Raw genomic sequence first — 14,458 nt, 5'->3', positions numbered from 1 at the left:
CCGCTAAGCGGGTCCCTTGCACAGTTACGGTAGTGGTGCATCTGGAATCTGTGCCCTCGCACACTCCGCGTTCGTGACAAGGCTGTCATGCTTCCCGCCTCGCACCGCGTGCTCGCCGGAAGGGTTCATCATGCAAACCCATGGCTTCGTTTAGGTGTGTTGAGAGCCATCGGCTTCGCCTCGGCGACGCGTCTGTGCTCTTACGAGAGAAACGCCATTTCGAATGAGATGTCTGGCGGTGACCGCGCAATGATGAGCTAGTGTTGCGAGCAAAAACGCGAGAGCTAAACGCAGCGGGCGGGTTTAAGAAATGCGCTTCGGCGCGCGCAGCGCCGCCGGAAGAATGATGGCTTTGTCACCAAGGCCGAATGTGCGAGAACACAGATTCCAGATGCACCACTACCGTGACTGTGCAGGGACCCGCTTAGCAGGGGGTTCGAGCCGCTTTCTTTTGCCTACTTTTCTTTGCGGCAGGCAAAGAAAAGTAGGTGCTTGCCCCGCACAGGGGCGACGCTAATATACCGATAAGAAAACAAGGAAAGGCCAACGCCGTAGGCATACAGACAGAAAGCGCCGCGCAGGCAAAAAACCATCAGTTATCCTGATACCCACCAGCATACCGCCGACAATGCTCCAAATACCCAGCCGCATGGCTACTAACAAGCTCGACAATACTTTTCCAAAGCCACCCCGGCGCGTCGAGCGTCTTCGACCGATTCCTCCGCAGTTCAGCAAGCCAAGCCGTGCGCTCCCCACTATCCATCTGCCGCGCATGCGCCTTCCCCACCACTAACGCAAGAAAGCGCGCAGCTTTCATCGCCTCATCCCGAGTCAACTGCTCAATCGTCAACTTCATATCCTGCGGCAGCAGCTCCCGTATCACAACAGCGCGATCCGACAACCGCGCCGCCCGCATCCGCTCGCCAAGTGAGGGCGACAAATGACGTGCGCCCGCCACCACCCGCTCGGCGTTGTCCCGCGGCATGCGCACACCAGGATAACGCGGCGCGGCCGCCTGCGCGGCTTCCTTGATGTCGATCAGGCACAGGTCGTCGCCATCCACCGCGGCGCCGTCGATGTCCAGCAGCACCGCATACCGCAATCGCCCCAGCGAACTGCATCCCTTCACCCAGTAAGCCGCGTCGAGCACCTCGACATCAGCGTCGTCGCCGCAGCCGCGCAACACTGTCGCGAGCCGTGCCAGCGATCCCTTCGCGAACAACGCCTCAATCGCGCGCCGCTCACTCTTCGCCAGCGGCCAGAAGCGGGACCCGAGCGGAATGGTCGGCTCGAGATCTTCAATCCGCTCCTCCGCCAGATGGCGCCACGAACGGCGCACCGCTTCCTTCATCACCACCCTCACCGCCTCAGGCTTCTCGGCATGGATGTCGGCATCGCCGGCCGCTTCGTCGAAAGCGCGCTCGTAGCCATCCGCCAACGCCTCCATCATATGCACGGTCGTCACGCCAGACAGGTCCGATCCGCGCGCGGCCGTCGCCAGTGAAAGCCCAAGACGGATCAGATCGTGCGCGGGATTTCCGATCACCGTCTGGTCGAGGTCGCGAATCAGTATCTCGACACGCCCTTCTGCATCGGCAACCGGCCCAAGATTGCCGGTGTGGCAATCGCCGCAAATCCAGATCGCCGGACCTTCGGGCAATGCGTGGCTCTCCATTCCGTCGAGCCATTCGTAGAACTTGCTTGTGTTGCCGCGCACATAAGCATGCGCCGAACGCGCCATTCTGGCATTGCGGCGCGTGGTCAATAGCGCCTGCCGTGCGCCCGGTTTAGGCAGCTTGTTTCGTGTGATGTTTTTCTTTGGCATCGTTTCTTCCCGGCCTTATGTGGTCCGCGTTTATTGAAGTTCGAATCCGGCGTAGCGCCCACCCCCCACCATGCGCCCGTTGGCGCAAGCGAACAAGTGCGGTCAGCACGAAACACGCCTGACGCGCTCCTGTCGGTCGGGCCCATCATTGCGCAGCGCCAAGGCCGTGGAAAGTCGATCAAAACCAGCGACACTTGCTCTTCTTTCCGCTATTCAACGCGTCACTTAGATAAGCCAGGTAAAAGTTGCCAGACCCTTCTCGCGCAGGCGTTCGGCTAAACCCGTAAAGCACCCTCGATCAGGCCCTCGCCCAGAAGTTGTGGCCTACAATTGTTGCTGCCGCGCGGCAGCTTCGCGCCCGCTGTGCACGGCTGAAGCTTCATCCCGCCTCCTGCTGCTGAACATCCACGCGCGCGATGCGCGCCTGCAGAGTGGGAACACACTCATCGACGTGACCTCTGTGGAGCGCAGCAATGCCATTCCCGCCACAAGACCATGGCTGCCCCGGCTGGAACGGGGAAATGGCGCGCCGTATCAGCGAATTCGACTGGACCGCGACCGACCTCGGCGCCATAGAAAACTGGCCGCGCAGTCTGACCGCCACCGTTCAAATGCTGCTCGCGTCGCCCGTGCCCCTCGTCCTTCTATGGGGCAACCCAGGCTACATGATCTACAACGACGCCTACGCAATCTTCGCGGGCGGACGGCATCCGTATCTGCTCGGCTGTCCGGTCGAACGCGGCTGGCCGGAGGTCGCCGAATTCAACCGTCATGTGATGACGACCTGTCTTGCCGGCGGCACCCTGTCGTACCGCGACAAGGAACTGGTCCTGCTGCGCGACGGCAAGCCCGAAGACGTCTGGATGGACCTCTACTACAGCCCGGTCGCCGATGACAGCGGCGCACCCGCGGGCGTGCTCGCGATGGTCGTCGAAACCACCGCACGCGTACTGACCGAACGCTGGCGGCAACATGCCGAGGCGGAACTGCACGAGACCAACGAACGGCTCCAGCTCGCGCTCAACACCGGCGCCGTGCTCGGCACATGGGTGCTCGACCTGCGCACCGGCACCGTCACCGGCGACGAACGTTTCGCGCGCACCTTTTCATTCCCCCTGGAAGAGGCCGCGAAAGGGGTCGAGCGCAATGCCGCGACGCAAGTGATCCATCTGGACGACCAGCCCCTCAACGAGCGCCTGACGATCGAAGCCATGCGCACCGGCCAGCCGTTTCGCGCGGAGTACCGGATTCGCCGGCCCGATGGCGACTATATGTGGGTGCAGGCAAACGGTCAGTGCGAGTTCGACGAACATGGGGAACCGACGCGCTTTCCCGGCGTGCTGATCGACATCCACGAACGTAAGATCGCCGAACAATCGCTACGTCAGTTGACCGAAACGCTTGAGCAACGCGTCGCCGATGAGGTCGCGGCACGGGCGCTCGCCGAAGAGCAGTTGCGCCAGGCCCAGAAGATGGAAGCGATCGGCAGCCTCACAGGCGGCGTCGCGCACGACTTCAACAACGTGCTGCAAGTGATCAACGGCAATCTGCAGATGCTCGCCGCCGATGCCGATGGCAATCCGGCCACGCTGCGGCGTTTGTCCGCCGCGACCGATGCCGTCAAACGCGGCGCGAAACTGGCCGCGCATCTGCTTGCCTTCGCGCGCCGCCAGCCGCTCTCGCCTACTGTACTCAACCCCCGCCGACTGCTGGCCGGCATGAGCGAGATGCTGCACCGCGCGCTCGGTGAGACCGTCAAGATCGAAACGGTATTGAGCGACGACCTGTGGAATGTACAAGCCGATCGCAATCAACTCGAAAACGCGCTGCTCAATCTTGCGATCAATGCGCGCGACGCGATGCAAGCCGACGGCACGCTCACCGTCAACGCGACGAACCGCGTGCTGGACCATGCGTTTTGCCGCGGCAAGCCGGAACTCTCGCCGGGTGAATACGTGGTCTTCTCGGTGACCGACACCGGCACCGGCATGAAGCCCGACATTCTGGAGCACGCGTTCGAACCGTTCTTCACAACCAAGCCCGACGGCCACGGCACCGGCCTGGGCCTAAGCATGGTGTTCGGTTTCGTCAGACAAAGCGGCGGTCATACGCTGATCGACAGCGAAGTGGGACGCGGCACCACCGTCTCGCTGTTTTTCCCGCGCTGCTGCGAGCCGGAAACAGCCGAAGCCGTCGATCAGACCACAGCGCCGGTGGGCGGCGGCGAAACGATTCTGGTGGTCGAAGACGATGCGGACGTACGCCTCACCGCCGTCGAAATGCTCGCGCAACTCGGCTATAAAGTGCTGACTGCATCGAGCGGCGACGCGGCACTCGAATTCATCGATAGCGACGTACCAATCGATCTGCTGTTTACCGATGTCGTAATGCCCGGCCAGGTGAAAAGCGTGGAACTGGCGCAGCGTGCCGCGGCGCGCTCGCCCGCAGTGCCGACACTCTTCACCTCCGGCTATACGCGCGACGAGATCGTCCATCACGGCAAGCTCGACGCAGGCATCACGCTGCTTTCCAAGCCGTACCGGCGCGACGATCTCGCGCGCAAGGTGCGCAGCGTATTGCGCGTCGGCGTGAGCGGCGTAGATGGCGTCGCCGATGGGCAGATCGCCCCTTGCGTGCCACGTACGCCCTACGATCCAGCCAGAATGCCAGCAACCTCCGACGTGCCCGGGTCGCGCGAAAGCCTCCACGAGCCAACCTCATCGGGAGAAAATTCGCTCGCCAACGCCTCGACTGATTCGCCGGCCGAGTTCCTGGTCAGTCCGCCGTTACACCAACCCGGCACGCCGGCTCGCGTATTGCTGGTCGAAGACGACGCCGATTCGCGCGACGCACTCAGCGACCTGCTCGGCGCGTTCGGGTTCGACTGCACTGCGGTCGCGAGCGCGGAGGAAGCGCTGCCGCTCGTGCCCACGCAACGTTTCGACGTCCTGTTCACCGACCTGACATTGCCGGGCATGTCCGGCGACAACCTGGCGCGCGCCGTGCTGCGTCAGCAGCCGGATATCCGCATATTGCTGGTGTCCGGCTATGGCCGGAACGCCGAGATCGGCGACACCATCCCCGGCGCACGGCTGCTCGGCAAGCCGCTCGAAATGTCGGAGCTGCGGCGCGAACTCGCGGAGTGGCTCGATCATACGGAGGCGGCTTCCTAGGCTCGTGTACTCCGCGCAATCGACACGACTCCACTGATGGACAGGACAGCCGCTGCGGTATCGCTCGCCTTGACGCACGCCGTTAGCTGTATCCATGCGGCCGGGACTCCGTGCCGCCGCCCGGGCAGCAGCGACTTCACAAAACGCGCGGATGCCCGATCCAACTGATATTTAGCTACCTAGGTGTGGTGCCTGGTAGCACTGCCCTATAATAGGGTAAGGGTCACCCGGATCGCACTACCTTGAGGTCGTGCCGCAGAGGCACAACAGCACCGTTCAGCCAGCTTCACGTCGCGCACCTCAGTTGAAGTCTGGCCTCAACAGTCGATTTCTCAGCGTAATCGTTCGGGAACGACGCCGTTTTTTACCAGCATGTCGAGGAGCGGCGATGTCAACATCGCATCATCCCAAAGAGAATCACCTGCTGTCGGTCTTACCGGAGGCAGAGTGGAAGCGCATCGAAGGGCATCTCATACCGGTCGATATGCCGCTGGGAGAAGTGGTATACGAGTCGGGTGACCGCCTCGATCACGTCTTTTTCCCCACCACCGCCATCATCTCGCTGCTGTACGTCATGGAAGACGGCGCGTCCGCCGAGATCGCGATTGTCGGTAACGAAGGGCTCGTCGGTATCGCGCTCTTTATGGGGGGCGAAACCACGCCCAGCCGCGCCGTCGTGCAAAGCGCAGGGCACGCCTACCGGCTTGACGCACGTATCCTGAAGGAAGAGTTTCATCGCGCAGGCCCCGTGCAGCGGCTGCTGCTTCGCTACACCCAGGCGCTGATTACCCAGATGGCGCAAACCGCCGTCTGCAACCGGCATCACTCGATCGACCAGCAGTTGTGCCGCTGGCTGCTGCTGAGCGTTGACAGATTGCCGTCCAACGAGTTGAAGATGACTCAGGAACTGATCGCCAATATGCTCGGTGTGCGCCGCCCCGGCGTAACCGAAGCCGCCACGAAACTCCAGGATGCAGGGTTGATCCGCTACAGCTATGGCCATATCGAGGTGCTGGATCGGCCCGGGCTCGAAAAGCGTGTCTGCGAATGCTACGGCGTCGTGCGACGCGAATTCGACCGGCTGTTGCCCGATCTGCGCGCAATCTAGCGTGGGCAAGACAAACAGGTCACGGCCTTGTCTGATGGCGCGTGACCCGTAAAGGCCCGATACCCTACGGCATCGGGGCTCATGGTGCGGTCATTCACTCACCTGGCAAAACCGCCCTCTCCTTCGACCAGTAACCCTCCCTGCCGTAAAACTCGAACAGTGCCGTTTCGTAATCCCGGTTGACCGGAATCGCATCGTCGTACGCTGGGCTTTGCTTGATCGCATCGCGCGTCAGCGTCGTGGAAACGGTTGAGCCGAACCAGTCGATCAACTCGATCCATTCGGTCGCCAGCAGAACTTCCTTGCCGCCAGGCCACCAGTTGCGCGTATCGACGGTCAGGTAGCGTATAACCCAGGCCTCATCGTCGAAGATGAAGCCGGAAACGTGACCAATGGTGCCGTCGATCGTTTCGATGTGGTAACCCTTCACCGCTTCGGTGCTACGCAGATGGGTGTCCGCCGGCGGCTCATCGGCCTCTGGGTCCGGGTCGATAACAGGAGAAACGCCCAATGGCAGTGCCGCCGTTGCAGCAGGCCCGTCGAAGGCGGGGTAGGCCCCCATCCCCCACACGTTTGCTCCTCCCCAATACGTCGGATAGCCGTAGTACCGCAGGTACTGGATCTCATGCTGGCGCGACACGGGCTTATGTGCGTCGATATTCGGACTGTCGCGCACCTGTTGCCGCGTGAGTTTCACGTGGACGGCGCTTGAACCTGGGTCGGTGTGAGAAACGGCATACGGCGAAATCAGCACCTGCCGGTCCCTGAGCCAGTTACCGGTTTCAACGACCAGATAGCGGACGCCCCACTTTTCGTCATCAAAGTAAACTTGCGTAACCGTCCCTACATCGCCGTCGCTCGCCTCGACGGTGGATCCCTGCAAAAACTCTATATTGCGCAGCATGTTCGATACTCCGTTTCTGCCTCGCGGCATCCGTTCGCCGCGTCGTCTCCCGGGTGGGAAAAGTGCGTTCAGTGAATGTGGTTTCCGAAAAGTCCCAGCAGTCCAATCACAATCAGATAGATCGCCACGATGTAGTTCAGCAGACGTGGCACCACAAGAATCAGAATGCCGGCAATCAATGAGACCAGTGGACCTGCACTTGTGAGCATATGCATGATTCCCTCCTCGCTCGCACCCGCCATGCGCCGTATGCGAGTCCCGATCCGCTCGCGTTACAGGGTCTTGAGCCGGCTGACCTTCGTACCTTCGAGCGTCGCGCCTGCCATCAGCCCGCTGTTGGTCAACACGAACGCGTCCACCTGACCGGTTGCCGTACTCGTATCGACGTTGCCGTTCGCCCCAACCTTCAGCAATGCCACCGATGCATCGCCGCCCGCCGACCAACCTTCGCTGTTACGGAATTTCGCCAGCGATTCTTCAGTCATGAACAGAAAGACGATCGCCTTCGACTGCGCACCGGCCTGCCAGCCGATCGAACCGGTTGCGGTGCTGTAGTACCCGACAGTACGCCCGCCGACCCGCAGTGAGCCCTCGCCATACTGGCCACCTACGACGAAGCCGGCATCGATAACCGACGGGAACACCAGCACCCCACGGGCCTTCGCAACCAGTTCGCGCGATCCCTTTGCGTCGTTGTATAGCCGCCCCAAGGTCGAATCCACGCCAGCGTCGATGCTGTGACGCTTGTCCATCTGTGCGCTGCTGGAGTCGGACGGACTCGTCGTCGTGCAACCTGATACCGCAAGCCCGATCGCGAGGATCGAACCGGGTGTCGTGAATAGAAACGTTCTTCGTAGCATCATGGCCTCCACTTCTACAGATAGTGACGCTGACACTACGCCCGATCGACTCCGGAAGCGGTACGTCAGCGTACAAACTGCCGGCTATCTGCGGCGCGTGGACGCTAATTCGCAGCTTGTACGATAGCGTGCAGACGCCGACCGTGAATTGGCATACCCTGTGACTGAGGCATTGACCGGCCTCCCAAAGGAAAAGAAATGTCACTGCACGAGTTTTCCAAAGATCTGGCCCACCTTGAATACGTTCTGCCGTTGCTCGAGCGGGGCAATCCACTGTCGCTACCGTACTGGCGGCAACGCCTCACCGCTTTGGAGGCAGAGCAGGCTCTCCTGCCCGACGGCACCAAACGCGTGGCCCGGTTGCTCAAGCTCTTCAACGAGTTCGAGCGTCGATCGGTTCCGCTCCGGTAGCACCCTCGTGCCATGTGCGGTTCCGCGAATCAACGGCGGAGGGAAGACGTCACGTAGTCTCGGAGTCGCTCACGCGTACTGGCGAAGGCGCCGTGCAAACTCCTCGATGGCATCAATCCCGCTCAGTTCGGCACGACGGCACCAAGTCTGTAACTGCAGGAGCAACTGCTCACGCGACACATTGGAGCGCTCCCACATCGCGGTGAGTTCCTCACGCAACTCAACGTAGATAGGTAGCTTCTGGTCTCCCTCCTGCCGGCGGGCGCGTTCTGCCGCCCTCGCGTAGCTCGCCATGACCTCGTAGCGGTTGCGCAGTACCGCTTGCAGCGTAGCGTCATCGAGCACCGTCTTGCCTTTGACCAGATGCGGCCTCGGCGCCAGTTTCCTGACCTTTGCCAGTCCTAGCGCTGAAAGGATAAGAATGTACATCCAGCCGATGTCGAGTTCGTACCATTTATTCGACAGCCGGGCGGATGTCGCATAGGCGTGGTGATTGTTATGAAGCTCCTCCCCGCCGATCAGAATGCCCAACGGAATGACATTCGTACTCGCATCTGCCGTGTCGAAGTTGCGGTAGCCGCTAAAGTGGCCGATGCCGTTGACCACGCCACCCGCCCAGAACGGAATCCAGATCATCTGGACGGCCCATACCGAGACGCCGACGATCCCAAACAAGGCAACGTCGATCACGATCAGCAGGCTTACGCCAAGGTTCGGGTATTTTGCATAGAGATTCCGCTCGATCCAGTCGTTCGGCGTGCCGTAAGCATATTTGCGCAGCGTTTCTTCATTCCTTGTTTCGGCGCGGTAAAGCTCAGCGCCGCCGAGCAGCACCTTCCAGATGCCATGAGCCTGCGGGCTATGAGGGTCCTCAGCGGTCTCGCACTTCGCGTGATGCTTGCGGTGGACTGCCGCCCAGTGGCCGGTCACCATACCCGTCGTCAGCCACAGCCAGAAGCGGAAACCGTGGCTAACGACCGGATGCAACTCAAGCGCGCGATGCGCCTGACAGCGGTGAAGGTAGACCGTCACGCTGATAATCGTGACATGTGTCAGCAACAGCGTGACCAGCACAATCTGCCACCACGGCAGGCAAAGCAAACCGTTTGAGAAAAAAGCCAGTGAAGTTCGAAACACGTTGGCCCTCTTTTACGGAACCGTGAGTACTTAGCTCGTCTTGAGCGCCTCGTCATGCCAATCACGAGAGATCGACGTCAGGATGTGCGCAACTGCCTGGCATGTCGGTACGGTCCCGTACCAGACTCCAACGCTTCCATGCGATATCGAGCCTCCACAAGCGACGTCCCATCGGCTTGAACCCAAACGTCCGCCATCGGACAGACGTTGATCCTGAATGGTGGCATTACTTACTTGTTCCATCGAATTCGCTCGCAGTGCGCTTGCAGCATTGGTAGCAAACGGCACCGGGAATCAGCTTGTTCCTCCCGCTCCAGCTTCAATGGAAAACTATCCGGCTCGCAAGCGCTGCCGGCAACACGAACGTTTCGCAGGGGGACACCATGATGCGACTCATCGTTCTGTTTATGATCGCCGGTACCGCTCTTCTCGCGGGCTGCAACACTGTTGCGGGCGCGGGCCAGGACATATCGAAAGGCGGTCAGGCCATTCACAACACCGCCGAGGACGCCAAATAAGCGGCACAAGTTATCGGTCTTGTGGATGTTCAAGAAGAAATCGCACCAAAGGGGGAATGAAAATGAAGAACCAGACACGTGTATGGATGCTGATCGCGCTGTCGCTGATTGTCGGCCTGAGCGCGTGCATCCTCGTCCCGGTAGGCGGCGACCACCACGGCGATGGAGACTATCACGGCGGTGGCGACTATCACCAGAATCACGACCATGACTAGGCGTGCCGCGTTTATCGGTTTTGTGCGGCGCGAGATCAGGCCCAGCTAGACTGGCGGCGGCCGAGGCTGACGGCCAGGCGCGATCATGGATTGAGTGCATGTTCTTCAAGCGTGCCATCTACCATCGCCTGGGCTTCCTCAACGATGCGCGTCAGATGGTCTTCACCCTGGAAGCTCTCCGCATAGATCTTGTAGATATCTTCGGTTCCTGATGGACGCGCCGCAAACCAACCGCTCTTCGTGATCACCTTGATGCCACCGATCGCTGCGTGATTGCCTGGAGCACGGTCGAGCACCTGCTCGATCGGTTCGCCGGCCAGTTCAGTGTGGGGAAACTGCGCCGGAGAGAGCCGCCCCAGCAGCGCGCGCTGCCGCGCAGTTGCTACGGCTTGCACGCGACGCTCAACCGGCTCGCCCATCCTCTGGGTCAGATCCCGGTAGATTTCAGCGGGATCGCGACCGATACGTGTCGTGATCTCGGCCGACAGCAACGCCGGTACGATCCCATCCTTGTCGGTCGTCCACGCCGTGCCGTCGAGTCGCAGACAACTGGCGCCCGCGCTCTCCTCCCCGCCAAAGCCAAGCGAGCCGTCGAGCAAGCCGTCGACAAACCATTTGAATCCGACCGGCACTTCGCACACCGTACGACCCAGCCTCTCGCTCACGCGATCGATCATCTGGCTGCTGACAACGGTTTTTCCCACCGCCACATGGGCGCGCCATTGGGGACGATGAGAATACAGATAATCGACGAGAACCGTGAGATAGTGATTGGGCGGCAGCAGTCCGGCGTGCCGCGTGACGATGCCATGACGATCGTGATCGGTGTCGCACGCAAAGGCCACATCGAAGCGATCCTTCTGGTCGATCAGCGATTGCATGGCATACGGCGACGATGGATCCATACGAATCCGCCCATCCCAGTCGACGCTCATGAAGCGGAAAGTCGGATCGACGTCGTCGTTGACCACGCGCAGATTGAGACCATAGCGATCGGCAATCGGCCCCCAGTAGTGCACACCCGCGCCGCCAAGCGGGTCGACGCCCAGGACGATCGGCGCCCCACGCACCACATCCATATCGATGACGCTGACGAGATCGCCAACGTAGGCGTTGAGGAAGTCATGGCGGTGCGTCGTGGTGGCGCGCAACGCTTTCGCCAAACACATCCGCAGCACGCCATCAAGCTTGCTTTCGAGCAACCCGTTCGCTACCGCTTCGATCCAGCCGGTCACAATTTCGTCAGCCGGGCCGCCACTCGGTGGGTTGTATTTGAAACCGCCGCTTTCCGGCGGGTTGTGCGACGGCGTCACCACGATGCCGTCCGCCAGTCCCGCAGTGCGGCCACGGTTGTACGCGACGATGGCGTGCGACACCGCCGGCGTGGGCGTGTACTCGCCGTTCTGCGCAATCATGATCTCAACGCCGTTGGCGGCCAGCACCTCGAGCGCACTCGCGTAAGCGGGTTCAGACAGTGCATGTGTGTCGACACCGATAAACAGGGGGCCGTCGATACCCTCCTGCTGCCGATAACGGCAGATCGCCTGCGTGATGGCGAGCACATGCCACTCATTGAAGCTGCGCGCGAAAGCCGAGCCGCGATGCCCGGAGGTGCCAAACGCGACCCGCTGCGCCGGGATCGCGGGATCTGGTCTTTCGGTGTAATACGACGTGACCAGTCGGGGGACGTTGACCAGCATCTCATGAGGTGCCGGTTTGCCGGCGAGAGGATTGATGTTCATCCGATATCCTTTGGTAGTCGAGACTCATGATGGCGACACCCGGGTTCGCCTGCATCTATCTTTCTGAGTACGACTTTCTCTCTTGCCACAGGCCGATGTCTGTACGGTATCGGGCAATGATTTTTAGTTAAACCGAAGGTTCGGCCTCGATATCCCGCCGAAATTGGGCAACCCGGACGGTAAGGCATCCTTTTTGCTCAACGAAACGTACTGTCGCGAGAACGATATGTGCTGGCCGGCGAATTAGCCCGCCACGTGAGGGCGACGGCTCGGTCAACCGGCGGGAGGCGCTATGCAAGGAAGTAATAGCAGGGTACGTGCTGCAATTTTTGCCGTACTGGTTTCGTTGGTGACGGCATGCGGCGGAGGTGGGAGCTCAAGCAACGGCAGTGGCGCGACGCCGCCGGCGGGCGGCATTAATCTGCAGGTTGTCTCGTTCGGCGACAGTCTGTCGGATGTCGGAACCTATGCGCCGATCGCGAGCGCCGTGGGCGGGGGGCGTTTCACGACCAACCCAGGGCAAGTGTGGACTCAGAATGTCGCGCAGTATTACGGCGGCACGCTAAGCGCGGCGTTTACGATCGACATCACGCATAAATTGACTGCGCAGAACGGCTTCGGCTATGCGGAGGGCGGCGCGACGGTGGCGACGCCGGCAAACTTGAACAACTTTCTTGTCAACGTGATCGGCAATATCGAAATGCCCGTCAACCAGCAGGTGTCGAGCTATCTGTCGGCTCACGGAAGCTTCAATTCCGGTCAACTGGTACTAGTCTGGGCCGGAGCAAACGATGTGCTTCGCGCCGGGGCGCTGCCGGCCGCGGCGCAGACCGTGCAGACGGCGGCCACCACCCTGGCTCAAATTGTCGGTCAGATCGTCCAGAACGGCGCCACGCATGTCGTCGTGGTCAATGTCCCGAATGTCGGACTATCGCCCACAGGCATCGCTTCCTCCGACGGCGGGGCGAACCTGACCCAGTTATCGCAAATGTTCAACAATAGCCTGAACGCTGCCTTGCAAGCCGATGGCCTGCAAGGCAAGGTCATCCAGATCGATTCTTACACCTGGGTGGACCAGATCATCGCGAACTTTCAGGCCAATGGCTTTACCGTGTCAAACACCGGTCAGGCCTGCAACCCTGCGACAACGCCCGATGACACGTCATTGCTGTGTTCGCCGGCGACCTACATATCGGCCAATGCGGATCAGACGTACATGTTCGCTGATGACCTTCATCCGACGACGCATCTGCATGCCCTGTTCGCTCAGTACGTGGAGCAGCAGATCGCCGGCAGCGGTCTTGGTCACTGAGCCTGGGGCGTCGCCGTTAAATTTGCGCCGGTCCCGACGACAAGTCGCTATCGCTTGTACCCGTCGTTCAACGTCACAAGAAACGCGGCGACATCGTCGATATCCCGCTCCGACCACACGGGGCGCTCACCGACTTTGCGCGTGAGCGGTTCATCGGTGGTGTCGACGTTCACGCGCAGCGCAACCGGCAAGTCGTTGAACTTGTCGACTTTGCCGTGAGCATCTTTCGGATACCACTTGCCCGGATTCGTATCGCGTTGAACGTAGAAACGCAGCGCGTCTTTCAGCGTATGGAAGCGGCCATTGTGAAAGAACACCTGGCGCGTTGCCGTGTTACGCAGCGACACCGACTTGAAGAGTCCGCAGTTGCTTTTGTCGCTCGACTGATCGGTGCGCAGCGGACCGCACAGGCCCATATCGAAGTACTTCGGATCCGCGTTCGCACGCAGCTCCGGATTGCGGGGCACGCCGAGCGCCTGGAAGTTGAAGTCAGTGAAAAGCGGATGAGACCCGTCGACCCCCGATTGGTCGATATGGCACGAGGCGCAATTGCCGCCCGCCGGATCGTCGAACAGCTTCTTGCCCCTTAACTCCTGTGCCGTCAGTTGGACCTTGCCGTCGAGGTAATAATCGAACTTGCTGGTGTACGGATGAAAGCTCGGGTCTTCAAGTTCGAAGCGCTCGATGGCGTACATCGCCTGGGCGAACGCCTTGGTGGGGTCGACAAAGATGTTCTGACCGAACACTTCCTTGAAGCGCGCGGCATACGGCGCCTGCGCCAGTTTCGCGAGCACGGCCGCCGGATCCTTGTTGGCCATCTCGTCCGGATTGAACAGCGGAAAACTCGCCTGATCGTGCAGACGGTTGAAGCGCCCGTCCCAGCCGAAGCCGCCGACCGGCGCGTTGTCGCTATCCTCGATTCGTTCCGAGAGACTCGCAGCCTGGGCATGACTCCACACCGGCGTGCGGTTCAGCACATAGCGCAGGCTCGGCACGGCGCGCGTGCCTTGCGAGTGCATGTGCGGACCACCTAGCTGCGCAGCCAGACCGTTGGGCGGCCCATATGCGTGCGACGGGCTATGACAGCTCGCACACGACATCTTGCCCGAGGCCGACAACGACGCATCGAAGAACATCAGCTTGCCGAGTGCCGCGGCATCGCTGTAAGTGGACGGCGCGTCGTTCGGCGCCGCACCCGCTGACATCGGCAGCAGTACAGCGCCCGCCAGTACAGCGAGCGCTGCGAATCGCAT

At 61.0% G+C, this 14,458-nt stretch carries 13 protein-coding genes; 6 read left to right on the top strand and 7 right to left on the bottom strand.

The window, feature by feature from the left end:
* Positions 1-592 precede the first annotated feature (592 nt).
* Positions 593-1,825 (bottom strand): DUF2252 domain-containing protein, encoded by a 1,233-nt coding sequence (locus PQQ96_RS09965; RefSeq protein ID WP_408291234.1) that lies wholly within the window; start codon positions 1,823-1,825, stop codon positions 593-595.
* 473 nt (positions 1,826-2,298) lie between these two features.
* Here PQQ96_RS09965 and PQQ96_RS09960 point away from each other — a divergent pair, with 473 nt between their 5' ends.
* Together PQQ96_RS09960 and PQQ96_RS09955 are read left to right on the top strand one after the other, a co-directional pair.
* Complete coding sequence (locus PQQ96_RS09960; RefSeq protein WP_408291232.1) at positions 2,299-4,998, top strand: response regulator; 2,700 nt, start codon at positions 2,299-2,301, stop codon at positions 4,996-4,998.
* Positions 4,999-5,386: 388 nt separating this feature from the next.
* A complete protein-coding gene (locus PQQ96_RS09955; protein WP_408291231.1) occupies positions 5,387-6,106 on the top strand; it encodes a Crp/Fnr family transcriptional regulator in 720 nt (239 codons plus the stop codon).
* Between the two features lie 94 nt (positions 6,107-6,200).
* Here the strand turns inward: PQQ96_RS09955 and PQQ96_RS09950 are convergent, their stop codons facing one another.
* The 3 genes from PQQ96_RS09950 to PQQ96_RS09940 form a co-directional block, all read right to left on the bottom strand.
* Entirely contained in the window at positions 6,201-7,010 is an 810-nt protein-coding gene (locus tag PQQ96_RS09950) for a PRC-barrel domain-containing protein (RefSeq protein ID WP_408291229.1), read from the bottom strand.
* Between the two features lie 68 nt (positions 7,011-7,078).
* Positions 7,079-7,225: a DUF3096 domain-containing protein gene (locus PQQ96_RS09945; protein ID WP_408291227.1), complete on the bottom strand. Its 147-nt coding sequence runs from the start codon at positions 7,223-7,225 to the stop codon at positions 7,079-7,081.
* Between the two features lie 57 nt (positions 7,226-7,282).
* Positions 7,283-7,870, bottom strand: coding sequence for a BPSL1445 family SYLF domain-containing lipoprotein (locus tag PQQ96_RS09940; protein ID WP_408291248.1), 588 nt, complete (start codon positions 7,868-7,870; stop codon positions 7,283-7,285).
* 198 nt (positions 7,871-8,068) lie between these two features.
* On the opposite strand from PQQ96_RS09940, the gene PQQ96_RS09935 reads away from it, so the two are divergent.
* The gene (locus PQQ96_RS09935; protein ID WP_408291226.1) at positions 8,069-8,281 is read left to right on the top strand and encodes a hypothetical protein; all 213 of its coding nucleotides are present in this window, start codon (positions 8,069-8,071) and stop codon (positions 8,279-8,281) included.
* Between the two features lie 69 nt (positions 8,282-8,350).
* Here the strand turns inward: PQQ96_RS09935 and PQQ96_RS09930 are convergent, their stop codons facing one another.
* Positions 8,351-9,418, bottom strand: a complete 1,068-nt coding sequence (locus PQQ96_RS09930) for a DesA family fatty acid desaturase (RefSeq protein ID WP_408291224.1) — start codon at positions 9,416-9,418, stop codon at positions 8,351-8,353.
* Positions 9,419-9,804: 386 nt separating this feature from the next.
* Here PQQ96_RS09930 and PQQ96_RS09925 point away from each other — a divergent pair, with 386 nt between their 5' ends.
* Together PQQ96_RS09925 and PQQ96_RS09920 are read left to right on the top strand one after the other, a co-directional pair.
* Positions 9,805-9,936, top strand: a complete 132-nt coding sequence (locus PQQ96_RS09925; protein ID WP_407947689.1) for an entericidin A/B family lipoprotein — start codon at positions 9,805-9,807, stop codon at positions 9,934-9,936.
* A 62-nt stretch (positions 9,937-9,998) separates the two neighbouring features.
* Positions 9,999-10,151, top strand: coding sequence for a hypothetical protein (locus PQQ96_RS09920; RefSeq protein WP_408291222.1), 153 nt, complete (start codon positions 9,999-10,001; stop codon positions 10,149-10,151).
* 83 nt (positions 10,152-10,234) lie between these two features.
* Here the strand turns inward: PQQ96_RS09920 and pgm are convergent, their stop codons facing one another.
* Positions 10,235-11,893 (bottom strand): phosphoglucomutase (alpha-D-glucose-1,6-bisphosphate-dependent), encoded by a 1,659-nt coding sequence (gene pgm, locus PQQ96_RS09915; RefSeq protein WP_408291220.1) that lies wholly within the window; start codon positions 11,891-11,893, stop codon positions 10,235-10,237.
* A gap of 292 nt (positions 11,894-12,185) precedes the next feature.
* On the opposite strand from pgm, the gene PQQ96_RS09910 reads away from it, so the two are divergent.
* A complete protein-coding gene (locus PQQ96_RS09910; RefSeq protein WP_408291218.1) occupies positions 12,186-13,205 on the top strand; it encodes an SGNH/GDSL hydrolase family protein in 1,020 nt (339 codons plus the stop codon).
* Positions 13,206-13,252: 47 nt separating this feature from the next.
* Here the strand turns inward: PQQ96_RS09910 and PQQ96_RS09905 are convergent, their stop codons facing one another.
* Positions 13,253-14,410, bottom strand: a complete 1,158-nt coding sequence (locus PQQ96_RS09905) for a cytochrome-c peroxidase (protein ID WP_408291246.1) — start codon at positions 14,408-14,410, stop codon at positions 13,253-13,255.
* Positions 14,411-14,458 lie beyond the last annotated feature (48 nt).

The organism is Paraburkholderia sediminicola (assembly GCF_046027825.1).
Taxonomy (GTDB): Bacteria; Pseudomonadota; Gammaproteobacteria; order Burkholderiales; family Burkholderiaceae; genus Paraburkholderia; species Paraburkholderia sediminicola_D.
The sequence above is the reverse complement of the archived record's forward strand: the minus strand, read 5'-3'. Positions and strand labels throughout refer to the sequence as shown.